This window comes from Bradyrhizobium sp. NC92 (genome assembly GCF_025200865.1).
Taxonomy (GTDB): Bacteria; Pseudomonadota; Alphaproteobacteria; order Rhizobiales; family Xanthobacteraceae; genus Bradyrhizobium.
This window is the reverse complement of record NZ_CP104171.1, coordinates 4143044-4168173: the sequence shown is the minus strand read 5'-3', so window position 1 is coordinate 4168173 and position 25130 is coordinate 4143044. Positions and strand designations below refer to the sequence as shown.

At 65.3% G+C, this 25130-nt stretch carries 16 protein-coding genes and 1 tRNA gene; 5 read left to right on the top strand and 12 right to left on the bottom strand.

The window, feature by feature from the left end:
* Window positions 1–7: 7 nt before the first annotated feature.
* From N2602_RS19505 to N2602_RS19485, 5 genes are all read right to left on the bottom strand, one after another.
* Window positions 8–2239, bottom strand: a complete 2232-nt coding sequence (locus tag N2602_RS19505; protein ID WP_260383601.1) for a tetratricopeptide repeat protein — start codon at window positions 2237–2239, stop codon at window positions 8–10.
* 94 nt (window positions 2240–2333) lie between these two features.
* Window positions 2334–3071 (bottom strand): amino acid ABC transporter ATP-binding protein, encoded by a 738-nt coding sequence (locus N2602_RS19500; protein ID WP_260383600.1) that lies wholly within the window; start codon window positions 3069–3071, stop codon window positions 2334–2336.
* Between the two features lie 11 nt (window positions 3072–3082).
* Entirely contained in the window at window positions 3083–4603 is a 1521-nt protein-coding gene (locus tag N2602_RS19495) for an amino acid ABC transporter permease (protein ID WP_260383599.1), read from the bottom strand.
* The gene (locus tag N2602_RS19490) at window positions 4600–5805 is read right to left on the bottom strand and encodes an amino acid ABC transporter permease (protein ID WP_260383598.1); all 1206 of its coding nucleotides are present in this window, start codon (window positions 5803–5805) and stop codon (window positions 4600–4602) included. The genes N2602_RS19495 and N2602_RS19490 overlap by 4 nt, the downstream gene beginning before the upstream one ends.
* A gap of 25 nt (window positions 5806–5830) precedes the next feature.
* Entirely contained in the window at window positions 5831–6847 is a 1017-nt protein-coding gene (locus tag N2602_RS19485; protein ID WP_172789105.1) for an amino acid ABC transporter substrate-binding protein, read from the bottom strand.
* Between the two features lie 397 nt (window positions 6848–7244).
* Between N2602_RS19485 and metC the strand changes: the two genes are divergently transcribed.
* Both metC and N2602_RS19475 read left to right on the top strand, forming a co-directional pair.
* Complete coding sequence (metC, locus tag N2602_RS19480; RefSeq protein WP_212257032.1) at window positions 7245–8429, top strand: cystathionine beta-lyase; 1185 nt, start codon at window positions 7245–7247, stop codon at window positions 8427–8429.
* Between the two features lie 156 nt (window positions 8430–8585).
* Window positions 8586–10277, top strand: coding sequence for a Na/Pi cotransporter family protein (locus tag N2602_RS19475; protein WP_260383597.1), 1692 nt, complete (start codon window positions 8586–8588; stop codon window positions 10275–10277).
* Between the two features lie 10 nt (window positions 10278–10287).
* On the opposite strand, the gene N2602_RS19470 is transcribed toward N2602_RS19475, so the two are convergent.
* From N2602_RS19470 to N2602_RS19445, 6 genes are all read right to left on the bottom strand, one after another.
* Complete coding sequence (locus tag N2602_RS19470) at window positions 10288–10626, bottom strand: lipid-A-disaccharide synthase N-terminal domain-containing protein (protein ID WP_025036223.1); 339 nt, start codon at window positions 10624–10626, stop codon at window positions 10288–10290.
* Window positions 10623–11360, bottom strand: a complete 738-nt coding sequence (locus tag N2602_RS19465) for a glycosyltransferase family 2 protein (RefSeq protein ID WP_212257030.1) — start codon at window positions 11358–11360, stop codon at window positions 10623–10625. Before N2602_RS19465 ends, N2602_RS19470 begins: the two co-directional genes overlap by 4 nt.
* Before the next feature lie 64 nt (window positions 11361–11424).
* Window positions 11425–12270 carry a phosphatase PAP2 family protein gene (locus tag N2602_RS19460; protein ID WP_212257029.1) on the bottom strand — a complete coding sequence of 282 codons (846 nt, stop codon included), beginning with the start codon at window positions 12268–12270 and terminating at the stop codon, window positions 11425–11427.
* A gap of 1 nt (window position 12271) precedes the next feature.
* Complete coding sequence (locus N2602_RS19455; RefSeq protein WP_260383596.1) at window positions 12272–14014, bottom strand: glycosyltransferase family 39 protein; 1743 nt, start codon at window positions 14012–14014, stop codon at window positions 12272–12274.
* 50 nt (window positions 14015–14064) lie between these two features.
* On the bottom strand, window positions 14065–16176 hold the full coding sequence (gene pbpC, locus N2602_RS19450; protein WP_409241909.1) for a penicillin-binding protein 1C: 2112 nt from the start codon (window positions 16174–16176) through the stop codon (window positions 14065–14067).
* 98 nt (window positions 16177–16274) lie between these two features.
* Window positions 16275–21479, bottom strand: coding sequence for an alpha-2-macroglobulin (locus N2602_RS19445; RefSeq protein ID WP_260383594.1), 5205 nt, complete (start codon window positions 21477–21479; stop codon window positions 16275–16277).
* Window positions 21480–21896: 417 nt separating this feature from the next.
* Here N2602_RS19445 and N2602_RS19440 point away from each other — a divergent pair.
* Window positions 21897–21973: transfer RNA gene (locus N2602_RS19440), tRNA-Arg, on the top strand.
* A 259-nt stretch (window positions 21974–22232) separates the two neighbouring features.
* Here N2602_RS19440 and N2602_RS19435 read toward each other — a convergent pair.
* Window positions 22233–23438, bottom strand: coding sequence for an IS481 family transposase (locus N2602_RS19435; RefSeq protein ID WP_260379387.1), 1206 nt, complete (start codon window positions 23436–23438; stop codon window positions 22233–22235).
* A 395-nt stretch (window positions 23439–23833) separates the two neighbouring features.
* Between N2602_RS19435 and N2602_RS19430 the strand changes: the two genes are divergently transcribed.
* Both N2602_RS19430 and N2602_RS19425 read left to right on the top strand, forming a co-directional pair.
* Window positions 23834–24088: a type II toxin-antitoxin system HicA family toxin gene (locus N2602_RS19430; protein ID WP_260383593.1), complete on the top strand. Its 255-nt coding sequence runs from the start codon at window positions 23834–23836 to the stop codon at window positions 24086–24088.
* Entirely contained in the window at window positions 24085–25056 is a 972-nt protein-coding gene (locus tag N2602_RS19425; protein WP_260383592.1) for a toxin-antitoxin system HicB family antitoxin, read from the top strand. Before N2602_RS19430 ends, N2602_RS19425 begins: the two co-directional genes overlap by 4 nt.
* Window positions 25057–25130 lie beyond the last annotated feature (74 nt).

The window sequence follows — 25130 nt, the reverse complement described above, 5'->3', positions numbered from 1 at the left end:
GATCTTGCTACACCAGCTCCGAGGCGGCGGCACAATGATCGCGCCAGAACCGGCGATAGGCCGCCTCGACCTCACGCGTGTAAAGTCCGACGTCGCCGGCGGGCGAGGCAGCGATCCGAGCCGGCAGATCCGCCCGCAACTTTGCCAGATGGGCCGGCTGCGCCGCATATTTGCACGCGATCGCGGCATAGCCCTCGTCATCCTCGGCCACCCAGTCATCGAGGCCGACGGCCGCGACGATGGAGCCGCCGGCGCGCGACGAAGCGCCGCTGCCGAGCTTGGCGACGACCGGAACGCCGGCATAGAGGGACTCCCAGGTGCTGATGCCGCCATTCTGCGGGAACGTATCGAGGGAAATGTCGACCATCGCAAAGGCCCGCAGATGCTCGGGGCGCGAGGTCGAGCCCATGCAGATGACGTTCTCTTCGGCGATGCCCTGCGCCGTGAACCGCGCGATCAGCCGATCGCGCAGCAATGGATCGTCAAGCAGCCCGTTCTTGACGATGATCTTCGATCCCCTCACCGCATGCATGACTTTCGCCCACACCCGGATGGCCTCGTCCGAAATCTTGAAGATGCGGTTGAACACCCCGAAGGTGACATGGCCGTTGCGGAGCATGGGAGGCTCCGAAGGCGGCACGTCCAGGATCGGATCGATCGTGATCAGGCACGGCAGGTCATGGACTTTCTCGGCCAGGAGATGGCGCGCCGATTGCGGGATGAAGATCGGGTCCGCGAGCACGTAGTCCATGGTTCGAAGGCCGGTCCCCGTGGCGTGCCCGAAGCCCGTGACCTGGATCGGCGCCGGCTTGAGGGTGAAGACATGAAGCCTGCTGCCGGTCGTGTGCCCGGACACGTCGATCAGAATGTCGATCCCATCGGCCTGGATGCGGTCGGCCAGCTCGTCATCGGACAATTGTGCGGCGTCGACAAAGACATCCGCGAGAGACTTGAACCTCTCCGTCATGTCGTCCTGCACCGGCCAGCAGGAATAGCAGACGATCTTGAACCTGGCGTGATCATGATGGCGCAGCACCGGCAACAGCGAGTACGCCGCCGAGTGATTCCTGAATTCGGACGCGACGTATCCGATCACGATCCGCCGGTCCGGATCGAGCGATCGGGGCGCCAGCGTCCTTTGCGGAAGCTTGGCACCGATCGCATCCCACCAGTATCTTCGCGCGGCCTGCTGCGCGGCGAAATCGGCCTCCGGCAGGTAGTCCAACACGAAGATCTTGTATCCGATCGCCTCCGGGAAGTCCGGTGCGATCTCGAGCGCCGCGTCGAGATGCGCGAGCGCCGTCCCGATGTCTCCCTGGTTCACGTGGCAGGCCGCCAGAAGCGCCAACCCCATCTCGGATCGCGGATTGACCTCGAGCAGTGTCTTGACGCCCGCCATCGCCCGCGCGGTGTTTCGCGCGAGAATGTCGATCTGCGCCCGCCAGCACAGCGCTGGCTCGAGCCGTGGCGATTGCGCCAGCGCCGCGTCGAGATCCGCGGCCGCCTGCTCCAGCCGGGACAGACTGAGGTTGAGCCGTCCACGCTGCAGCAGAATCCGCGGCGAACCCGGCTTGATCGCGAGCGCTGCGTCGAAGGCGGCAGCCGCCTCCGCGAAGTGCCGGAGCTCGAGGCTGACCATGCCCCCGCCCGCGATCGCCTCGGCGTGAGATGGCTGAAACGATAGGGCGCGTTCGAAGCTCGCCTTGGCGCGCTCGAACTGGCCGGTCATCAATTCCGCCATGCCGCGGTTGCAGAACGCATCGGCATAATCCGGCTTCAGCCTGATCGCCCGCTCGTGCAGCCCGATCGCCTCATCACCAAGGCCGATGTGCAGCAACGTATTGCCGAGATTGGTCAGGGTGATCGGACAATTCGGCTTCAGCGCGATGGCCTTCTCCTGGCAGGCGCGGGCGTCTTTGAATTTCTCCATCGCGAAATAGACGGCCCCGAGATTGCCGTGCGCGTCGGGCGAGCGCGGATCGAGCGCAATCGCACGCTCGAGCAGGAATTCCGCTTCCTCGAGCCGCCCGCCGTCGAACGCGCGCAGGCCGAGCAGGTGCGTGGCATGGAAATGATCGGGAACTTCCTTCAAGATCTCGCGGCAGAGCATCTCGGCCTCGGCAAGCCTGCCCTGCCCGAGCGCCTCGATCGCGAAGGCCATGACGGCGTCCGCCTGCTTCTTCAGCTTCTTTTCCAGTCGCGCATTCTGGTATGCGCGCGCGCCGGCACTGCTCTGCAAGGTCTCTCTCCGGAGGATGGGTCCGAGAAGAGGCAAGCCGATTCGGATGGTGCCAGGCTTGCGGTCAGGCCGGCGAGGCCGCCGGCGCCGTGGCTCAGCGCAGTATCTGGCTCAGGAACAGCTTCGTGCGCGCGTGCTGCGGGGCGGCGAAGAACTCGTTCGGGGTGTTGGCCTCGATGATCTGCCCGGCGTCCATGAACACGACGCGATTGGCAACCTCGCGGGCAAAGCCCATCTCGTGGGTGACGACCAGCATGGTCATGCCTTCTTCAGCGAGGTCGACCATGGTGTCGAGCACCTCCTTGACCATCTCGGGGTCGAGCGCCGAAGTCGGCTCGTCGAACAGCATCACCTTCGGGTTCATGGTCAGGGCCCGGGCAATCGCGACACGCTGCTGCTGGCCGCCGGACATCTGGCCCGGAAACTTGTTGGCCTGGTGCGGGATCTTGACCCGCTCCAGGAACTTCATCGCAGTCGCCTCGGCGTCCTTCTTGGGGATGTTGCGGACCCAGATCGGCGCCAACGTGCAATTGTCGAGCACGGTCAGATGCGGGAACAGATTGAAGCTTTGGAACACCATGCCGACTTCACGGCGAACCGCGTCGATGTGCTTGAGGTTCGGCCCGAGCTCGATGCCGTCGACGACGATCTCGCCCTCCTGGAATTCCTCCAGCGCGTTGATGCAGCGGATCAGCGTGGACTTGCCCGAGCCCGAGGGGCCGCAGATCACGATGCGCTCGCCCTTCTGCACCTCGAGGTCGACGTCGCGCAGGACGTGGAAATCGCCGTACCATTTGTTCAGGCCGGAAATCTTGACGATGGGGGCGGACATGGTGGCCTCGATCAGTTGCGGCGGTGGGCGTTGAGGCGCCGCTCGACGAACAACGAATAGCGCGACATTCCAAAGCAGAACATGAAGTAGATGATCCCGGCGAAGGCGAAGCCGGTGAACGCCGTCGACGGCGTCGACCATTTCGGATCCGCGAACGAGGCGCGCAGCGAGCCGAGCAGATCGAACAGCGCCACGATCGAGACCAGCGAGGTGTCCTTGAACAGCGAGATGAAGCTGTTGACGAGGTTCGGAATGACGTGCCGCAGCGCCTGCGGCAGCACGATCAGCGAGGTCGTCTTCCACCAGGACAGCCCGAGGGCGGCGGCCGCCTCGCTTTGACCGCGCGGGATCGCCGCGAGCCCGCCGCGGACGTTCTCGGCCTGATAGGCACCGGTGAACAGCGCGATGCCGATCAGCGCACGCACCAGGCCATCGACGGTGAAATTTCCGGGCAGGAACAGGGGCAGCATGTAGGTTGCGAAGAACAGCACGGTGATCAGCGGCACGCCGCGCCAGAACTCGATGAAGGCGATCGAGAAGATCCGGATCAGGGGAATCGTCGAGCGGCGGCCGAGCGCGAGCGCAATGCCGATCGGCAGTGAGGTGACGATGCCGGTGACGGAGACCACCAGCGTCACCAGGAGGCCGCCCCACAGGTTCGTCGTCACGACCGGCAATCCGCCGTGGTCGAGATCCATCAGCTTGATCACGATGGCGATGGCAATGAAGGTGGCGATGCTCGATGCCAGAGCCCGCCCGCCGGTGCGAACACCGCCGCCGAGAACGAAGGCGATCAGGCAGACGATCGCGGCTGTGATGGCGAAATCCGTCCAGACCGACTGGCCCGTGCCCTGGATATAGTCGCGCAGCCAGGTGAGCGGAACGATCAGCCAATGGATCACCGTGCCCAGCAGAACGATGAGGCTGCCGACGGCCCAGAGCAGCGGGCCGACCGCAGAGGTCCTGCTCGAGGTGAGCAGCGCCTGTCCGGCACCGACGATGCTCTCGTCGAACAATTGCAGCAGGCCAGCGGTCCAGCTCAGCCCAAAGCCCTTGATGCCGCCGCCGTGCAGCAGGAAGAAGGCCACCACCGGAAAGGCGACGAAGAACAGGCCGGCATTCAGGCTCTTTGCCGGCAGCCGCGGAACGAGCAGCGGCAACAGCAGGACGGCTGCGAGCAACAGCGTCAGGTTCACCCGCCAGCGCTCGGCCTCGGGATAGAAGCCGTAGATCAGTTGCGGGAGCTTCGCCTGGATGTAGGGCCAGCAGGCGCCGACCGCGAAGCCGGCGTTCTCGGCGAGGCACGCGGCGCGGTCCTTGCCGCTCCAGACCGCATCGACCATCAGGAACTTGACGGAGGGAATGATGGTGAACCAGAGCAGCAAGGCGCCCAGGATCGTCAGCAGGATGTTGGTCGGCGAGTTGAACAGGCGCGTGCGCATCAGGCCGATGAAGCCCGTCGTCTTCACCGGCGCCGGACGCTCGGCGAGCAGGTCCTGGCGGACGAAGTTGGATGACATGACATCCCTCATGCGCCGAGGCTCCGGCTGACGCGCCAACCGTAGACGCTCATGATCGCGCTGGTGAGGAGCGAGATCAGGAGATAAACACCCATCGTCATGGCGATGATCTCGATCGCCTGCCCGGTCTGGCTCAGCGACGTGCCGGCGAACACCGACACCAGGTCAGGATAGCCGATCGCGACCGCCAGCGACGAGTTCTTGGTGAGATTGAGGTACTGGTTGGTCAGCGGCGGCACGATGACGCGCATGGCCTGCGGCACCACGATGAGGCGGAGCGTGGCGCCGCGGCTGAGGCCGAGCGAAGATCCCGCCTCCATCTGCCCCTTGTGAACGGACAGGATGCCGGCGCGCACGATCTCGGCGATGAAGGCGGCGGTATAGGTCGACAGCGCCACCGTCAGCGCCACGAATTCCGGGATGATGCGTGAGCCGCCGGCGAAGTTGAACCCCTTCAGCTGGGGCAGCTCGAAGGTGAAGGGCAGACCGAATACCAGCATCGTGGCGAGCGGAAGCCCGAACAGCAGGGCCAGCACGTAAGGCCAGATGTGGATCACCTGCCCGCGCTGAAACAGCGCTCGCCTGGCGTAGAAGCGCAGCGCCAGCGCGGCGACGATGCCGAGCGCCAGCACCGCCAGGAATGGCTCGAGACCGCTCTCGCCGATCGGGCTCGGAACGACGAGGCCGCGATTGCTGATGAAGGCGACGCCGAGCAGGGAAATGCTCTGCCGCGGATTGGGCAAGGCCGCGAGCACCGCCAGATACCAGAACAGGATCTGGAACAGCAGCGGCAGGTTGCGGATGACCTCGACATAGATCTCGCCGACGCGCGACAGCAGCCAATTGGGCGACAGCCGGCACAGCGCGACGATGAAGCCGATCACCGTGGCGAAGAAGATGCCCACCACGGAGACCACGAGCGTGTTCAACAGCCCGACCACGAACACGCGCAGGAACGTGTCCGAGCCGGTATAGGAGATCAGGGTCTGGTTGACGTCGAAGCCGGCATTGTTCCTGAGGAAGCCGAAGCCGGCGGCGATGTGCTGGTTCTCGAGATTGGCCCGCGCATTGGAGACGATCTCGTAGCCGATCCAGCCCAGGATCGCCGCGAAGGCAAACTGGACGGCAACGCCGTTCCAGCCTGCCTTGCCGCCCAGAATGCGCCGGATCTTCAGCGCGATCTGGGGCGGCGGTTTTCGAGCCTCGGTGCTCATGCCGCTGCCGGCCGATCGGGGCTGATCAGCGGATCGGCGGCGCGTACTGAAGACCGCCCTTGTTCCAGAGATTGTTGACGCCGCGATTGATGCCGAGCGGCGAGCCGGCACCGACGTTGCGATCGAACACCTCGCCGTAATTGCCGACGGTCTTCACGATCCGCACCACCCAATCCTTGGTCAGGCCGAGCTGTTCGCCGAAATTGCCGTCGCTGCCGAGCACGCGCTTCAGCTCGGGATTTTCCAGCTTCGCCTTCTCGTCGACGTTCTTCGAGCTGACGCCGAGCTCTTCGGCGGTGAGCATCGCAAACAGCGTCCATTTCACGATGTCGAACCACTGGTCGTCGCCGTGGCGCACCATCGGGCCGAGCGGCTCCTTCGAGATGATCTCGGGCAGCACCATATGCTCGTTGGGATTGGCGAGCTTGAGGCGATTGGCGTACAGGCCCGACTGGTCGGTGGTGAAGACGTCGCAGCGGCCGGCTTCATAGGCCTTGACGGTTTCGTCGTTGGTGGCGAACGCGATCACCTCGTACTTCATGTTGTTGGCCTTGAAGTAGTCGGCGAGATTCTGCTCGGTGGTGGTGCCGGTCTGCACGCAGACCGACGCGCTGTTGAGCTCGAGCGCCGAATTCACCTTCAGCGACTTCTTCACCATGAAGCCCTGCCCGTCGTAATAGGTCACTCCGGTGAAATTGGCGCCGAGCGAGGTGTCGCGCGAGATGGTCCAGGTGGTGTTGCGCGAGAGCACGTCGATCTCGCCGGATTGCAGCGCGGTGAAGCGGTCCTTGGCGGACAGCGGCACGAACTTGACCTTGGTCGGATCGTTGAAGATCGCGCCGGCAATGGCGCGGCAGACGTCGACGTCGATGCCGGTCCAGTTGCCCTTGTCGTCGGGCGAGGAGAAGCCCGGCAGGCCCTGGCTGACGCCGCAGGATACCATGCCCCGGTCCTTGACGGTCTTGAGCGTTTGCGCATCGGCGGCTTGGGCGGTGAGGCCGGCGGCGAGAGCAAGGGTGAGAGCCAGGGTTACGCGTTTCATGGGCTTTGGGCCTTTCAAGGTCGTCTCAAGGTCAGGAATGTTGTCGTTAGGTTCGTCTCTGCCAGGCCAGGTCTTCTAACTGGCCTTTGCAAGAGTCATGCTGGAAAACCCTGCCGAACACTCGCCGATCTCGGGAGGCCATACCTTCATCCCCGCCGCTGGCGCCCGCCATCTCGTTGGCTGTGACGCGAAGTCCGGTCAGGCAATGGATCGAAGGTCGCGGCAGGCCCCTCAACATGCGGCGACTGAATAGCACCTGCGCATCACAGAACGACTGGCGAGCCGGGTCAAGGGGTTGACGGGACTCTTCTGTGTTCTGTTATTAACGACCGCGGCCTTCCGGCCGGCCCAGGGGCGCGATGCGTCCGGTGGAAAACGCGGTTTTGAAAGCAGACGCATGGATTCTTCGCACCCCCAAGAGCAGCACGCCGAAACCCGGCTGGTCACCTCCGGCCGCGACACCAAGGCGCAGAAGGGGTTCGTCAATCCGCCGGTCTTCCACGGCTCGACCGTGCTCTATCCGACCGCCGAGGACCTGCACGCCCATCGCGGCGAGTTCACCTATGGCCGTCACGGTTCCCCGACCACCAAGGCGTTCCAGGAGACGCTGATGGCGCTGGAGGGTCCGCAATGCGCCGGCGTCGGCATCGTGCCGTCCGGGCTGTCGGCGATCTCCACCACCCTGCTCTCGGTGCTGAAGGCCGGCGACCACATCCTGGTGGTCGACAACGTCTATCGGCCCACGCGCAATTTCTGCAACGGCATGCTGACGCGCTACGGCGTCGAGACCACCTATTTCGATCCGCTGATCGGCGCCGGCATCGACAAGCTGTTCAAGCCCAACACCCGGGCCGTTCTGGTGGAGGCGCCGGGCTCGCAGTCGTTCGAGATGCCCGACATCCGCGTCATCGCCGACGTCGCGCATGGGCGCGGCGCGCTCGTCATCGACGACAACACCTGGGCGACGCCGCTCTATCACCGCTCGCTGGAACAGGGCGTCGACATCAGCATGCAGGCCGCCACCAAATATATCGGCGGCCATTCCGACATCATGTTCGGCACCATCTCGGCCAACGCCAAGGCCTGGCCGATGATCGCCGAAGGCATCCGCCTGCTCGGCGTCTGCGCCGGCCCCGACGACGTCTTCCTGGCGCTGCGCGGCCTGCGCACCCTGTCGGTGCGGCTCGCGCAACATCATCGCTCCGGGCTCGAGATGGCGCGCTGGCTGGCGGCGAGGCCTGAGGTCGCGCGCGTGCTGCATCCCGGGCTTGAGACCGATCCCGGTCATGCGATCTGGAAGCGCGACTTCAGCGGCGCCTCGGGCCTGTTCAGCATCGTGCTGAAGCCGGCGCCGCAGAAGGCGGTCGACACCATGCTCAACACGCTCAAGCTGTTCGGCATGGGCTTCTCCTGGGGCGGATTCGAAAGCCTCGCGATTCCCTTTGATTGCGACGCCTATCGGACCGCGACCAAATGGGCGCCCGGCGGCCCGACGCTGCGTCTCCACATCGGGCTCGAGAGCACCGACGATCTCAAGGCCGATCTCGATCGCGGCTTCGCTGCCCTCAAAGCGGCAATGTGAGCCTGCGCGCAAGGCATCGCGCCTGCGGACGCGCCAATGCGCGCCGCGGGAACGTGCTCGTGCCGTAAACGTTAACGCCGATGCGCCAACAAATGGTTTGATCCTCAAGCATTTGGCGCTAGCCTCACCAATTGACTTCCAATCCGGACACGGAGCATGGGAACGTTGGTTCTGCTCGATCTCATGGGCGGCGTTGCGCTGTTGCTGTGGGGCCTGCACATGGTCCACAGCGGGATCTTGCGCGCCTTCGGCCCCGACCTCAGGCGCCTGCTCGGCAAGGCGCTGAGCAACCGCGCCAGCGCCTTCGCGGCCGGGATCTCGCTCACGGCGCTGCTCCAGAGCAGCACGGCGACGGCGCTGATCACCTCGTCGTTCGCGGCCGAGGGCCTCGTCAGTCTCGCCGCAGCGCTCGCCATCATGCTGGGAGCCAATGTCGGCACGACGCTGATCGTGCAGGTGCTGTCATTCAACATCGCAGCCGTCGCGCCGGTGCTGTTCGTGCTCGGCCTCGTCGCCTTCCGCTCGGGACCGCGCTCCCGGATCAAGGACATTGGCCGCGTCTGCATCGGCCTCGGCCTGATGCTGCTGTCGCTGCACATCCTGCTCGACACGATGGCGCCGGCGGAGAACGCACCCGGCATGCGCCTCGTGATGTCGGCCGTCACCGGCGATCCCGTGCTCTGCATCGTCATCGCCGCGCTCGTCACCTGGGCGGTACATTCGAGCGTCGCCAGCGTGCTTCTGATCATGTCGCTGGCCTATTCGCAGTTCATCACGCCGGAAGCGGCGCTGGCGCTGGTGCTGGGTGCCAATCTCGGCAGCGCCATCAATCCGGTGTTCGAAGGCGCCAGGCGCGACGATCCCGCGAGCTATCGCCTGCCGGTCGGCAATCTCGTCAACCGCGTGATCGGGATCGCGCTCGTGCTGCCCTTCCTCGGCGTCATCGCCGGGCACATGCATGCCTGGCAGCCGGATCTCGCGAAGATGACGGCGGCCTTCCACATCGCCTTCAACGTCGGCACGGCCGTCCTCTTCATCGGCCTGCTCGACACCTTGTCGCGCCTGCTCACGTGGCTGCTGCCCGATCGGGTGCAGGAGGCCGACCCGGCCCGGCCGCGCTATCTCGACGAGACCGCGCTGGAGACGCCCTCGCTTGCGCTCGCCGACGCCGCCCGCGAGACCTTGCGCATGGGCGACTTCGTCGAGGTGATGCTGCGCAAGGTGATGGCCGCGATGATGACCGGCGACCGTGCGCTGGTCGACCAGGTCTCCAAGATGGACAATCTCGTCGACGGTCTGGACGAGGCCATCAAGCTCTACGTGACGAAATTGATGCGCGGCAGCCTCGACGAGAGCGAAGGGCGGCGCGCGATGGAGATCATCTCCTTCGCCATCAACCTCGAGCATATCGGCGACATCATCGACAAGAGCCTGAGCGAACTCGCCACCAAGAAGATCAAGCGCCGCTTCCAGTTCTCGGCCGAGGGGGCCGAGGAGCTCGCCGCCTTCCACAAGCGCACGATGGATTCGCTGCGCATCGCCTTCGGCGTCTTCATGTCGGGCGACGCCAACGAGGCGCGCAAGCTGCTGGTTGAAAAGACCATGCTGAAGAACGCCGAGCTTGCCGCCGTCGAGCGTCATCTCGACCGCCTGCGCGAGGGCCGCTCCGAGACCATCGAAACGACCTCGCTGCATCTCGACGTGCTGCGCGACCTCAGGCGCATCCATTCGCATATCTGCTCGGTCGCGTATCCCGTGCTCGATGCCGCCGGCGAGCCCTACCGCAGAACCGAGACGGAGACGGCCACCCTGCCCGCCTCAGGCGCGGCGTCGGCGCTGCCGCGATAAACACGTCGTATCAGCGGTCCAGCGTCTTCGAGGCGGTGCCGCGGTTCTTCCAGATCAGCATGATGTTGCGGATGTAGATGATCGTCGCCAGCGACTGTCCGAGGATGATCACGGGCTCGCGCTTCACGACGCCATAGACCAGCGTCATCAGCCCGCCGCCCATCGAGCAGAACCAGAACGCCATCGGCACCACGCTGTTGCCGGCGCGCTCGCTCGCGATCCACTGCACCAGGAAGCGCGCGGTGAAGAACAATTGCGCGACGAGGCCGAACGCCAGCCAGAAATCGAACTTGGCGACGAAGACGTCATAGAGATAATTGCTCAGCGCCTGACCGTATTGAATGATCATGCGTTCACCTCGGTCACTTCTGGCGTCGGCTTCTTGCGGCGGATCAGCCACCACACGCCTGCGAGATCCATGATGCCGATCCACAGCCGATCGAAGAAGCCATAGTTGGACACGCCGGAATGGCGCGGCCGGTCGATCACGTCGACATAGGCGATGTCGTAGCCTTCGCGGCGGACCAACGCGGGGAGGAAGCGATGCAGCCCGTCGAAATAGGGCAGCATCAGGAAGACGTCGCGGCGAAACGCCTTCAGCCCGCAGCCGGTGTCGCGCGTGCCGTCCTTCAGGATGGCATTGCGAACCCCATTGGCCACGCGCGACTGGAATTTCTTGAAACCGGTGTCCTTGCGCCCGACGCGCTGGCCGGCAGCGAGCCCGACGCGCCCTGCTCCCTTCTCGACCGCCGCGATCAGGTCGGGCAGGAAGGCCGGATTGTTCTGGCCGTCGCCGTCGAGCGTCGCCACGATCTCTCCGCGCGCCGCGCGCACGCCGCTGCGCACGGCCGCGGACTGGCCGCCCGATCTTGCATGGCGAAGCTGACGCAGATTGCTCCGTTGTTTCATGATGGCGGCAAGCCGCTCGCCGGTGGCGTCGGTGGAGCCATCGTTGACGTAGATGATCTCATAGGGCCAGCGGCCATCGAGCGCCGCGCCGATCTCCGCGATCAGTGGCGCGATGTTGTCGGCTTCGTTGCGCACGGGAACGACGATGGAAACCGATGGCTGGGACGTCGACAAATCGAGGCTCGTGGTTGGAATTGACCTGCCCAAGGGAACCGGTGATCCCGGCAGGCAGCCGCTTTTATGGGGCGGATGCCCGGTGGGCAACCCTTTTGAGGCGGTCGGAAACCGTCCCTGAAAGCGGCACGATGGTGCCGTCGGCGCGGATGGCAAAGCCGAGTTTTCGAGCCGCGAACCAGTAGCGGACGGCCAGGGCGCCGACCGTTCCGACCAGAGCGCCGGCCACGACGTCGCTCGGGTGATGCGCCAGCAGCACGAGGCGCGTCAGCAGGATCACGATTGCGTAAGTGAACATGAAGACGCGCAGGCGCGGCCACAATGCGGACACGGCAAACGCCAGGGCGAACGCAGCCACGGCATGGCCCGACGGCAGGCTGGCATAAGCTCCCGTCCCCTCGAACGGAACGAAGTTGAACGGATTGGCCGTGCCCCCGACGAAGGGGCGTCCGCGGCCGATGAGATATTTCAGGATCTCGGCGACGAAGGCAGACACGGCAACCGACAGAAACATGAATTGCAGCCGTGTGCCGAAGCCCAGCAGCAGCGCGCGGCGGCTCCCGCGCAGCCCGGCCGCGACGAGCGCCAGCACCACCAGCGCAGCCCCAAGCACCGAGAGGATATACTCGTCCTTGCCGAAATCGGTCAGGATCCGGATCGGCCACAGGCTCGGCGTGCCGCGCGGCGGCATCAGCAGGATCTCGGTCTGATCGAACGCGACCATCAGCACGATGACCAGGGCTGCACCCGCCATGGCAAGCCATAGTGAATGCCGCGCCAGCTTCCGGGCGGCCTCGGCGCGGCACGAATGCGAGGGCGACCGCACGAGCTGCGCCAGCGCGCGCCAGGACACGGCGAGCAATTGCGCGGGGTAACCGGCATGCGGCGCAATATCGGTCGGCGCCTGCATCCTATTCGGTACCTTCCGAGCGGAAGATCGAGATCGAGATGGCTCGTCCTTGCGAGAAATTATAACCGTCGATGCGCGCGCCGACCTTGTAGCGCAGCCCGATCGCCTCGGCGCGCTGCACGAAGCTGCGCTCCGAGCGCTGCTCGATCAGCGCGAAGCGGCAGCTGCCCTGCCGCAGGAAGTCCGCCGCGCCGGAGCCGTCGGTGAGCAAGGTCCGGGTGCCCGCCAGGAAGACGAGGCTCGGCTCGTGATAACCGGCCGCAGCCGCCTTTGGTCCGACGCAGGTGACGTTGCGAAGCGCGCGCGCGATCTCGATGCTGGGAAATAGCGGCGTCAGCGACGGCAGGACGATGCCGTAAATTGTCACGGCGAGCATCAGGGCTGCGACCAGCGCGTTTAGCAGTGAGCGCTCGGCGCGGTTGGTATCGAACAGCCACCAGGCGAACAGGCCGAAGATCAGCGCGGCCGCGATGAACGGCCAGGCCACGAAGGCGGGCTGCCGCGTCAGCATCACCGCCCCGACCACCGCAATGATCGAGGCGGCGGCGGGGATCGCGAACCACCAGGCCGACCCGCGCATGAGCCAGGAGCGCGACAGCACGCGCCGCTCCACCGCGCCGGCGGTGAGGATCGCGATCGCTGGATACAGCGGCAGCACGTAATGCGGCAGCTTGGTCAGCACGGCCTCGAACACGATCCAGGACGGGATCAGCCAGGCCAGCAGGAACTGCGCGCCGGGCTCGCGCCGGGCCCGCCAGACCGCAGGCGCCGCCATCGCCGCCAGCGGCGCGCCCGGCCAGAACGTGATCCAGAACAGCGCCAGGTACAGTCCGGGCGGCGCGCCGTGGGATTCCTGGGCCCCGATCTTGCTCAGCATGTCACCGCCGACGGAGTCAGCGAAGAAGGTTTCGCCCGCGCGCCAGAAGATCGCGACGAACCACGGCAGCACCAGCACCAGCATCCACATCAGGCCCCAGACCGGCCGCAGCTTGCACAGCCAGGAGGCGTCGCGATCCTGGATCGCGAGCGCGACGATGGTCAGGCCTGCAAACATCAGGATCAGCGGGCCCTTGATCAGGATGCCCACCGCGAGCGCGGTCCAGAAAATCGCGGGCCAGCTCCACGGCGGATGCGTCTCGTCCTCGGCGCGCTGCCAGGACAAATAGGCCCGCGCCATCGCGCCCATCGCGGAGACGACGCAAAGCAGCAGCATCGCATCGGTCTTCGCCAGGCGCGCTTCGACACCGAGCAGCACGGAGGCGCACATCATCAGCGCCGCCAGCACCGCGGCGCGCCGCGTGACGAAGCCGAGCGCGGCCCAATAGGTCATGAGCACGGCGCCGATCGCGCCCATCAGCGACGGCAGCCGGTAGACCCAGATGCGCAATTCGGCCTTCGGCAGCTTGAGCATCGTGGCGGCTTCGACGGTCGCCGATTGCAACCAGTAGATGCCGACCGGCTTCTTGTAGCGGACGTCCTCCTGAAAGCGGATATCGACGTAGTCGCCGCTCTCGACCATCTGCTTGGTGGCCTGGGCAAACCGTGCCTCATCGCGATCGATCGGCGGAATGGTGAAGAAGCCCGGCAGGAACAGCAGCAGCGCGCACAGCACCAGGAAGCCGACCGCGCGCGCGTGGCTGGCGGTGACGATGTCAAGCATGCGCACGAGCCCGCTGCCCGGATTTGCGGGCGATTTCGACTCGCGGGGGGCTCCAAAACGGGGGCTTGGGTAGGTCTCGGCCATTGGTTCCGCTTACGCTGAAACCGCCATGGCCACAACCGCTTAAGGCAGGGTCATTGAATTCGAATGACGACTGTGTCCGCGGCGCCCGTGGCGTCGATCACGGTGAGCCGTGCAAAGCCCGGGCCGGGCGGATCGATCAGCCGTTGCCGGCGGCCGTCGATCTCGCCGAGCGCGGTGCCGTTAACCATGACCGTCATGGGCAGCACGCCGCCGGCGACCTTGACCGGCATGGCTGCGCTCTCCCGGCCACCTGATCGATCGACGTCGATCCGCGAGCCGTTCAGGGGAAACTGGATGTGCAGCGCCTGCTCACCCCCGCTTCGCACCAGTTCGCCGACCGGGCGGAACCGCTTCAAGGGCAGCGGCAGCTTCGCGTTGCTTGCGACCAGGGTTCCCTTGGGGGGCTTCGGCAAGGGGGTCAGCGTCTTGCCGCTGCGAGCGAAGGCGTCGAACAGGATGGGCGCAGCCGCGACGCGTCCGATCAGGCCGGGAACCGGCGCCCCATCCGGACGGCCGACCCAGACGCCGATAGTCATGCGGCCGTCGAAGCCGACCGACCAGGCATCGCGATAGCCATAGGAGGTGCCGGTCTTGAAGGCGACGCGGTTGTGGGCGGCGTTCTCCGGCGGGGGCGTGCCGAGCAGGACGTTGCCGACCTGCCAGGCTGCGACCTGATCCAGCAGCCGGAGCGGCTCGCGATCGTCCTTGGCCGTCACGATCTCGCGGAGCGGCTTGGTGGTTCCGAGCCGGGCGAAGCCGGCATAGAGCTGGGCGAGGTCCTGGAGCGTCACGCCGATGCCGCCGAGGCCCATGGCAAGACCGGGCGCTTCGTCCTTGGGCAGGATGAGGTTGCCGCCGGCCTGCCGCAGCCGCGAGGCGAGCCGGCTCGAGCCGACGCGGTCGAGCAGCACGATGGCCGGCACGTTCAACGACAATTGCAGCGCCTTCCTCACCGGCACCGTGCCCTGGAAGGTCATGTCGAAATTTTCCGGCGCATAGGAGCCGAAGCGGACCGGCCGGTCGTCGATCAGGCTGTCGGGATGGACGAAGCCGTCCTCGAAGGCGAGTCCGTAGATGAAAGGCTTCAGTGTCGAGCCGGGCGAGCGGACTGCGCGGGTCATGTCGACCTGCCCTGCCCGGCTCTCGTCGAAATAATCGGCCGAGCCGACGCGCGCGAGCACGTCGCCGCTCTCATTGTCGATCACGATGATGCCAACCGAGATGTTCGGACCCAGCGCGATGGCGCGGTCGCGCGCCAGCGGCTCCAGCATCTTCTGCAGGTTCGCATCGAGCGTCAGCTTGATGATCGGCGTGTCCTTGACCGTCGACATCGCAGAGTCGGAGGCATGCGGCGCCAGGATCGGCATCGGCTTGCGCAGGTTCGGCACCGCCACAGCCTTGGCCTGCGCCGCGTCGTCGGCACTAACCACGTGCTCCTCGACCATGCGGTCGAGCACGCGGTCGCGCGCCTTTCGCGCCGCCTCAGGATAGCGGTCCAGCCGGCGCGTCTCCGGCGACTGCGGCAGCGCGACCAGCAGCGCGGCCTCCGCCAGCGACAGCCGCTTCGGCTCCTTGCCGAGATAGGCGATCGACGCCGCGCGGATTCCTTCGAGATTGCCGCCATAGGGCGCGAGCGCCAGATAGAGATCGAGGATCTCTTCCTTGCTCATGCTGCGCTCGATCTCGATCGCACGCACGATCTGCCGCAGCTTTGCATAGAGCGAACGCTGCCGTCGCGGCTCCATCAGGCGGGCGAGCTGCATCGTGATGGTCGAGCCGCCCGAAACGATGTGACCGCGCGTTCCCAGCTGCAAGGCAGCGCGCCCCAGCGCCAGCGGATCGATGCCGTCATGGGCGTAGAAGCGCTGGTCCTCATAGGCGAACAGCAGTTTCAGGTAGGTCGGATCGACGTTGGTCCTGGCATCGACCGGCAACCGCCAGCGCCCATCCGCCATGGCATAGGCGCGCAGCAGCTTGCCGTTGCGATCGACGATGGTGGTGGAGACCTGGCGGGCTTCGTCGAGCGGGAGCGGGCCGAGGGAGTAGACCCAGGCGACGAAGCCGATGATGGTGAGGATGAGCATATGAGCAGCCGCCGAGATAAGACGGAAGGCAATCCGCCCTTTCCGCGCGTCATGGCCGGGCTTGTCCCGGCCATCCACGTTCTGAGCCGCGGCGCCAAAGTCCGTGGATGCCCGGGCCAAGCCCGGGCATGACGACTGTGTATGTGGAAGCGCTGCGTTACTCATCCCACCACCACTCACTTCGCCGCCCGCACCTCGACACTGCCAGTGCCGGTCCGCCCATAGCGCGAGGGATTGTACATGTCCTCGACATAGGCCTGCGGCAGCACGTATTTGCCGGGCGAGACCGCACGCACGACATAGGCGACGGTGAAGACCGACTTGGAGTCCGAGGCCCGGTCGACGGCCGCGGTGAAGCGGTCGTCGCGGAACTCGGTGTCTTCAGGCTCCTCGCCGTCCTCGATCCAGTCCAGCGTCCCGCTGTCGCCCGACGAGACCAGCTTCGGATTGTCGATCTCCAGGCCCGCCGGCAGATAGTCGGACACCATGATGTGGCCGTACTCGGGTTTGGCCTCGGTGATCTTCAGCACCACCGCAAAGCGCTGGTTCTGCTTGACCTTGCTGATGTCCGCGGGCTTGCCGTCGAGCGTGTAGTAGCTGCGCTCGATCTTGAAGCCGTTGGACGCCGCCGGCTCCGGCGTCACCGGCGAGCCCGACACCGAGACGACCGCCTGCACCGGCGCATCGCCGGTGTTGGTGATCTTCAGCGGCTTGCCGCTCAACGTGTCCGCCTTGTAGCTGCGATACAAGGCGGTCTTGACCGGTTGGCCGTCGACCTCGATCGAGAGGTTCTCCTTGGCGAGCGCTCGCGCCGCCAGCACCAGCCACGCATTCTCCTGCGTCGAGGTGTAGGGCGTCAGTCCGCGGGCGGTCTCGACCCGCGACACCGCCTGCGTCAGCGTCGCCCTCGGCGCGTTGCCTTCGCTGGCGAGCGACACCAATGCTGCGGCATCGCGCAGCTGCGAGCCGTAGTCGGTGCGGCCGAATTCCAGCGCGGGTTTGGGCGCAAGGCTGTCCAGCGCCGCGCCATAGACCCGCTCGGCGCGGTTGCGGTCGCCGACGAGAGCGAGCGCCGCCGCGAGCTGCGACTTCGCGATCGGGGTCGCGAGGTTGTTCAGCTTGGTATCGGCGAGATAGCGGAGATCGCCGATCGGAGCTGCGCCGTTACGGGCGAGCACGTAGAGGCCGTAGGCGAGATCGCGGCCGCCGTCCTTCTCCGGCTCGTTGCCGTTGACGACGGAGTTGCGGATGCGGTCGAGCGCGTTCTTGAACAGGACATCAGGCACCGCAAAGCCCTTCTCGCGGGCGCGGGTAAGGAAGTCCGTCACATAGGCATCGAGCCAGGCATCGTCGCCGCCCGCCGACCACAGGCCGAACGAGCCGTTCGAGCCCTGGCGCGCCAACAGCCGCTCGATGGCGTCGCGGATGCGCTGGTCGACCTCGGTATCCATGGCGAGATGCGCGCCGGCCGCGAGCTCGTTGACATAGAGCAGCGGCATGGCCCGGCTCGTGATCTGCTCCGAGCAGCCATAGGGATAGCGGTCGAGCGCTTTCAGGATCGTTGCCGCATCGAGCGCGGTCGACAGGCTGGCCGAGACCGAGACACTGCCGGTGCCCGGCACGAGGTCGGAGAACATGTCCGAGGTCAGCGTCAGGCTTTCGCCCTTCGCCAGCGTCCGGATCGAGCGCCGCGCCAGCACCTGCGTCGCCGCCTTGACGTCGAAGGCATAGTGACGCGCCAGCGCGAGGCCGTTCGGCCCCTTGATGTCGACGTCGAGCGTCGCCTGCCCCGCCGCGGTCGCATCGAGCGCGAGCGAGAACGAATTGCGCTGCTTGGCGGCGAGCTTCACCGTGGTTTCGGGATTGCCGATCATCTTCACCGGACCGCCCGCCTTCACATTGATGACGTAGTCGCCGGCCTGGCCCTCGACGTTGTCGATTTCCAGGTTGACCGTGCCGTGGTCGCCGTTGAGCAGGAAGCGCGGCAGCGTCGTGGTCAGCACGACGGGATCGCGGATCACGACGTCGGTGTTGGCGCGGCCGAGCTTGGTCGCGGTCCACGCCACCGCCATCACGCGCGCGGTGCCGGCGAACTCCGGAATGTCGAAGCTCACGTCCGCGGTGCCGTCGGCAGCGACCGTGACGATGCCGGAATAGAGCGCGAGCGGCTTCTGCGTGGGCGGCGAGCCCTGGAGCTCACCCGCACCGGCATCGCCGCCGGACTTGATCTGGCCGCGCGTGCCGGACATCCCATCGATCAGCTGCCCGTAGAGATCGCGGATCTCGGCGCTGAGGCGGCGCTGGCCGAGATAGTAATCGTCCGGCGCGGGCGGCTTGTAATTGGTGAGGTTGAGGATGCCGACATCGACGGCGGCGATGACGACCTTGGCGTCCTCGCCCGGATTGAGGCCGTCGAGCTTGACCGGGATCTTCAGCGTGGAGTTCGGCCGGATCAGCGAGGGCGGCGACAGCTTCACCTGCAAGGTGCGGGTCTGCTTGTCGATGCCGAACCATTTCAGCCCGATCGCCCGGCCCGGCATGCGCTGGGCAGCCGCATCGAGCGGACGGCGCAGCGTCGCCACCACATAAGCACCGGTGCCCCAGTCCTTGCCGATTGGGAGCTTCACCTGCGCGGTGCCTTCCTTGACGTCGATGGTCTGCGTCGTCAGCAGGCGGTCGCCGAGCACGTTGACGGTGAGCTTGCCGGCGCTGCGGACGTTGACCGAGACCGTCATGGTGTCGCCGGAGGAATATTGCGGCTTGTCAATCGAGGTCTCCAGCAGGTCCGGCGTGTCGGCGCTGCCGTCCGAGTACCAGCCGACGTCGAACTGCACCGACGTCACCGGGCCGTCAGCGTCGTTCGACTTGACGTCGAGCCGGTAGCGGCCGGGCTGCGGCGTGAGCGAGATCCGCGCCGGCTTGTCGGCCGCGATCGTGACGTCGCCGTCGGCGACGCGCGAGGTCGACTTGACCGGCTCGTACTCCCAATAGTTGTTCTGGCGGTACCACTGGTAGCGCGATTCCATCTTCAGGAGCTCGTAGCGCAGGCCGTCGCGACGCAGCTTCTCGCCCTCCGGCGAGACGAACACGACGTCGAACTCGGCCTTGTCGCCCTCGGCGACGTTCTTGTCGCCGAACAGCGGCTTGATGCCGATCTGCGCCGTCGCGGGCGCGACCGGCAGCACGATCTTGCGCTCGACGGCGCGGCCGCCGGTCTCGACCATGCGGACGAAGATCTGCGCCTCCTGCGGACGCGTCGAGGCCGGCTGCTTGTCCAGCGTCACCGGGAAGGTGGCAACACCATTGGCGTCGGCTTCGGGCAGGCTCTCCAGCGGCGTGCGCTCGTTCGAGGTGGTTTCCTCGTCGTCGACGCCGAACTTGTAGCCGGCAAAGCCGGGCCGCTCGGCCGCGGGCGCGATCAGCATGTCGCCTTCGAGCTGAAGGCCTGAGGCCGGTGCGCCATAGAGGAAATGACCATCGGCCTTAAGCTCCACTGGAGCGTTAGCTTTGATCAGCTTGTCCTTGGCGGACAAGTCGAATTCGATCCGATCGGGCACGTAATCCTCGACCATGAAGGTGGTTTCGCCGACCGAAGCCCCCTTCGGATCGGTGAAGGCGCGCACCCGCCACGTTCCGGTGGGAACAGCCGAGTTGAGCGGCACGGAGAGCGTGCGGCCGCCGGCGCCCTGATCCGCCAGCACGGCGCGACGATATTCGACGCCGTCGGGGCGCTCGACCACCAGCGTCATCGGACCGCCGGTCACGGCATTGCCCTGCCCGTCGCGCAGCAGCGCGGTGAGGAAGACGGTCTCGCTGGAGCGGTACACGCCACGCTCGGCATAGACGAAGGCATCGGCGCCGGCGGGCGCCGCGCGGCCCGAGACGCCGCGGTCGGACAGGTCGAAGGCCGACGTCTTCAGGCTCAGGAAGGCATAGTCGGCCTTCTCGCCGGTGACCGTGAGCATCGCCGGCGACAATCCGCCCTCGCCGCGCGCAAGGCCGGCCTCGAACAGCACGTGACCGGTCTCGTCGGTCTTGCGCGTCGCCAGGATCTCGTTGTTGCGGGCGACCAGCCGCACCTCGGCCTTGCCGACCGGATCGGTCGACGCCAGCGAATTGACGAAGACATGGATGCCGTCATTGCCGGAGTAAGCGGAGATGCCGAGGTCGGAGACGATGAACCATTGCGTGGCGAGCTGGTAGTCGTCGTCCGAGCCTGGGCCCTTGGCCGCTGCCGTAATGACGTAGACACCGGGCTGCAGTTCGCCGAGCGCCTGATCGACCGGGAATGCCGTGGTGACGTCCTGATTCAGCGTCATCGCGGTCGCAAGCTCACCCGACCAGACCTTGACGCCGCGCTCGTCGCCGAGATCGCTGAGCTGATACTTGGACAGCGTCTTCTGGAAATCGCTGTCGACCACCGTGTTGATCAGGTTGCGGTCACCGATCCTGTAAACGTTGATGTTGACCGCGGGCGTGTTGACGCTGACGACGGGAATGCCGCGCTGGCCGGTCCGCGGCAGCACATAGGCCCGGCTGGTGAAGCGCACGAAGGGCTTGCGGTCGCGCACATAGATGTTGAACTCGGCCGATTTCGGCAGCCCCTCCTTCACCGTGGACGGCAGGCCGGCGCGTAGATTGATGTTGTAGCGCTCGCCGTGCTTGAGCCCGTCGACGCAGAGCTGCTTGGCTTCGGCCGACAGCGCTGGCTTGTCCTGGCCCGCCAGCGCCAGGAAGGGCGCGAAATCGGTGCGCTTGGCCAATTCCTCGGAGAATTGGAAGCAGGCGCGCGGGCTCGCCGAATCCGAGTCCACCGTGTAGTCGAGCAGGCGGAAGCCGTGCTCGTCGCGCATCCTCTCATATTGGCCGCGGACGTCGGCAACCTCGCGCATGTCGAGCGACAGCCGCAGCGCATCCAGCGCCGGCCGCCACAGCTTGCGTTCAGCCAGCGCCTTGCCGAGCACGGCGAGCGCGTCGGCCTCCTCGCCCGGATTGCCGGCGCGCATGTAGGCGATATAAGCCGCGGTCGAGGCGCGCTCCAGCAGGAAGGTCTGCTCGCTCGAGCTCTTCGGCGAGATCTGGAAGACGACCTTGGCGAGCCGCAGCCAGTTGCCGGCATCCTCGGGCGTGGTCGCGGCGATCTGGCCGAGCACCGAAAGGCCGGAGCGGTAATCATTGCGCCGGAAGGCAGCGTCGGCGTCCGTCTTCAGCGTCGCGTTGGTCTTGGCGACCGGCCCCGCCTCGCTCTTGATCTGGGCCTCGAGCTTGATCGCGGAATCGGCGAGGTCGTCGCGCTTGAACGCCTTGTCGGCGGCCTGTGCAGCGACAAGGCCGAGCGCCAGCGCGGCGCAGATTGTGACGGCGCGAACAAGACCGATCATGGAGGACTCCCGGAAAGCGCGGACGAACGCCGCGGCGGCAAATGAAATGCGCGGAAAGGTGACCGACTCAAGGCGATGGAACCGTAAGGTGCAAATCGTCGCATTCGCCATGACAAGGCAAGCCCAGGGAGACCAGCCGAGATACTGCCGCGCACGCCGTCCTGATGGCGCAGCAACACTTAGCCAGTCGACCGGCGGCCGTGTCCCGGAAGCTGTTCAGCGTTCCCGGCGATGTGATCCATCGTCCAGTCCGCTGCCGCTCAACCCGGCACCCTGACACCCCACCGTTCCGCTTTGTCGCAGCACGGAGGAAAACGGTTCGGTTCAGGCTTGGCGAAACACCCAATTTTTCATATTGGCATGCTACATGAACGGCCAGCCGCCCAATCGGGCGGCCCCAACCGGCCGGCTCAAGACGGTCCCGTAGCTCAACTGGATAGAGTAGCGGATTTCTACTCCGCGGGTTGCAGGTTCGAGTCCTGCCGGGATCGCCAGTCACGACAATGTCCAGCCCGGACACATAGGTAACAGAACGTACCTGAGACATGGGTGACAACCTCGTGCCGAACGGGTGTCGAGGGTTGCGGGGTCACTCCACGCACTCATGGCGCGGACCACTATTGCTCGGCCCGCACATTCGCCGTCAACCCCGCGCGCCAAGGGGCGCGCCCCTGCGGGCTTCGGGGGTTGACTGCTCAGTGCGGCCAAGCAAGTGGCTGCCATGCCAAGAATGAGCAAGAGTGCCTATCTCGGTCAGAGAGACGATGTCGTACCCGAGACATCGGTGACAGGCCTCGGACCAAACGGGTTGTCGAGGGGCTGCAAGGTCTTTTGCTCCAGGTCGAAGTATCCCAGGTCGTAGTGCATGAAGCTGACGAGCCAAATGCCGTCGTCGACTTCCTTGATACCGAGCTTCTGGCCGGCCAGCACGATGGAGATGTTGATTTTCTTGCGATGCAGGCAAAGGCGGCCGCAGGATGTGATGATGACGTCGCGATCGTGGAAGGGATAGGACAGTTCGGGCAGGCCATCGTAGTGGCGCGCTGAAGCGGTGTAGAGCTCGGCAGGGCACTTCATGTCGAGCGCCTCGTGGGGACGTTCCTCATTGAACTCGTGCAGGAAGCTGTCAAAGCGATCCTGCTGCTGGAGGCTGTTGAACCCAGGCGGTCTAGTCGCTTCCTTTTTGAGCGTGAGATGCATGCGCTCATGACGGCCGTTCTGTTGTGGATGGCCTGGCTTGATCCGCTCGATGGCAATGCCCAGCCGAAGCCACCACACCGACAGCTTGGAGAGATGGAACAAGGCGTTGGGGCTGGCAAAGGGCACGCCATTGTCGGAGCGGATGGCCAGCGGCAGACCGCGTTCGCGGAACAGCCGCTCGAAGGCGGTAATGGCAGGGTCTTCGCGCGTTGAGTCCAGCGCTTCACAGAGCAGCAGGAAGCGCGAGGCATGATCGCTGACGGTCAGTGGGTAACAGTACTGGCCATTGCCGAGCCTGAACTCGCCCTTGAAGTCGGCACACCACAGATCATTGGGAAGCGTGCCCTGCGACAGCGGCGTGCCGCGCGCGCGGTGGCGCGACCCGCCGCCGCGCTTGACTAGGCCATGGCGATCGAGCACCGCATGAATGGTGCTCTTGGCGGGAACCCTGACCTCGCCATCGAGCCGGCGCACCAGCAGTTCGCGGATCTTGCGGGCGCCCCAGTGCGGCTTCTCGCTCTTCAGCCGGACGATCAGGGTCTCGAGCTGCTGCGGGAGCTGGTTGGCATAGCGTATCGGCCGCCTGGAGCGGTCGCTCAACGCCTCCAGCCCGTGCTCCTTGTAGCGGTCGAAAATCTTGTAGCCGGTTTTGCGGGAGATGCCGAACTCCCGGCACACCTCGGTCATGGCTTCCCCATCTAGAAGCCGGGCGACAAATCGCAGGCGCTCTTCCATTACCGAACTCGCTTTCCACGGCATCCACACCTCCCGCAGAACAAAAGCGGAAAGTGTAACCCATGTGTCCGGTACGATTTGTCACCTATGTCTCGGGCCGCTCAAAAGCCAAATACAGGAGCTGCTCGGGCCATACCGACATCAAGACGACATAGAATTTTACACGGCCGCAACCGTTGACGACGTCCGCCAGGCGACGGAGGAAACGCGCGACGCCGCGGCGCCTAAGCTCGTGGACAAGGGCCGCGCGTGATGGACCTGTTCGGTCGACGGGCGAGGCCCAGCCGGTTTGGATCGGCGCGACCAAGTCGAGATCGAAGGATGTTGACAGCGCCCTGAACCCTCACGGAGAGCGGCAGGGATTGCAAATCGAGGCCGGTTGGTGTAACTGATTTCCAGTTACATCGGGCGGGCGGGGCATGTCGCAAACGGACAAGCTGAAGCACTCGTTCGGCGATTGCCGAGGAACGTACCGCTATCGCGATTTCGAGCGGTTGATCATCGCTATGGGTTTCGACCAACTTAGAGCTGGGAAGACCGCCGGCAGCAGGCGGAAGTTCATGCATCGCGTCACTATGGCCATGATCTTTCTGGACGAGCCACACGATGGCGAGATGAGACCGGCGATGGTTCGCCGCCTGCAAGAACAACTCGAAAATTTGGGTCTGCTATGAGCACCGTGCGCTATCGCGACTACCAAGGGTCGGTCGATTTTGAGGACAACAAGCTCCTCATTCGCGTGCTGCATATCGACGACCTGATCACTACAGAAGTTGAAAGCGCAGCGGACGTCGAGGCGGCCTTCGCCGAGCTAGTCGAAGACTATCTTGCGACCTGCACCGAGGCGGGAAAGGAGCCGGCAAGGCCATTCAAGGGGCTTTTCAACGTCCGGGTGCCGCCAGATCTGCACCGGCAGGCAGCGTTTGCAGCCGCACGTGAAGATGTGACCCTCAATTCGTTTGTAACGAGTGCGCTGGAGGACAAGCTGAACCCGCCGGAGCCGAAGTCCGAGGTCGAGCGGCCGGAGTTCGCGTTCCAAGGCTTTCTGCGGCTCGCACTGGTCACGTGTCCTGTGAGGCTTCATTTTGCAACTGAAGATGCGCCTGAGCTCGAACTAGGCGCCCACATCACTATAGAAATCGAAAACTTTGCAAAGGCCGGCGAAATCGAGCCGATCTATTGCGCGGGTTCTTATTACCTCGTCCCAGAGGGACGCGTCGGTCACGACGCCTATGCGGTCATCCGCGAGGCGATGGCGGCAAACAAGGTGATTGGCATTGCCACACTAGGGAAGCACACGTTCGCCTTAGAGCCTCAAGGTGATGGCATGGTTGCCACGCTGTTGCGCAACGCCGATCAGGTGCGCGTCCCCAGCGAGCTGTTTGACACGATTTCCAACGTGAAAATCACGAAGGAAATGCTCGATCTCGCGAAGCATATAGTGGAAAAGATGATCGCGGCGTTTGATCCCCGCAAGTTGATGGCAGCACCGAAGCCGCGCCGGAAGCCGTCGGACGAGCAGCCTAAGCTCGCTCTCAATCGCGGAGACAATGTCATCGATCTGAAGGAGGCTCTGCGCAAGAGCATGCGTCGTGATGCTGCGTCCAACACGGACGACGCCGCACCCCGGCGGAAGGCGTGACGGCGGCCAAGGACAACCCACACCCTCGGCGGTTGTCCGCCTTTGCCGAGCGCGCCCCGCACAGCAGCCCCGCC

Bases quoted from the DNA above. Each gene is read 5' to 3' on its own strand.
- N2602_RS19500 (WP_260383600.1), bottom strand. From the start codon at position 3,071: ATGTCCGCCCCCATCGTCAAGATTTCCGGCCTGAACAAATGGTACGGC.
- N2602_RS19435 (WP_260379387.1), bottom strand. From the start codon at position 23,438: ATGCCGTGGAAAGCGAGTTCGGTAATGGAAGAGCGCCTGCGATTTGTC.
- N2602_RS19430 (WP_260383593.1), top strand. From the start codon at position 23,834: ATGTCGCAAACGGACAAGCTGAAGCACTCGTTCGGCGATTGCCGAGGA.
- N2602_RS19475 (WP_260383597.1), top strand. From the start codon at position 8,586: ATGGGAACGTTGGTTCTGCTCGATCTCATGGGCGGCGTTGCGCTGTTG.
- N2602_RS19490 (WP_260383598.1), bottom strand. From the start codon at position 5,805: ATGAGCACCGAGGCTCGAAAACCGCCGCCCCAGATCGCGCTGAAGATC.
- N2602_RS19460 (WP_212257029.1), bottom strand. From the start codon at position 12,270: ATGCAGGCGCCGACCGATATTGCGCCGCATGCCGGTTACCCCGCGCAA.
- N2602_RS19455 (WP_260383596.1), bottom strand. From the start codon at position 14,014: ATGGCCGAGACCTACCCAAGCCCCCGTTTTGGAGCCCCCCGCGAGTCG.
- N2602_RS19485 (WP_172789105.1), bottom strand. From the start codon at position 6,847: ATGAAACGCGTAACCCTGGCTCTCACCCTTGCTCTCGCCGCCGGCCTC.
- N2602_RS19445 (WP_260383594.1), bottom strand. From the start codon at position 21,479: ATGATCGGTCTTGTTCGCGCCGTCACAATCTGCGCCGCGCTGGCGCTC.
- N2602_RS19495 (WP_260383599.1), bottom strand. From the start codon at position 4,603: ATGAGGGATGTCATGTCATCCAACTTCGTCCGCCAGGACCTGCTCGCC.
- N2602_RS19425 (WP_260383592.1), top strand. From the start codon at position 24,085: ATGAGCACCGTGCGCTATCGCGACTACCAAGGGTCGGTCGATTTTGAG.
- N2602_RS19470 (WP_025036223.1), bottom strand. From the start codon at position 10,626: ATGATCATTCAATACGGTCAGGCGCTGAGCAATTATCTCTATGACGTC.
- metC (WP_212257032.1), top strand. From the start codon at position 7,245: ATGGATTCTTCGCACCCCCAAGAGCAGCACGCCGAAACCCGGCTGGTC.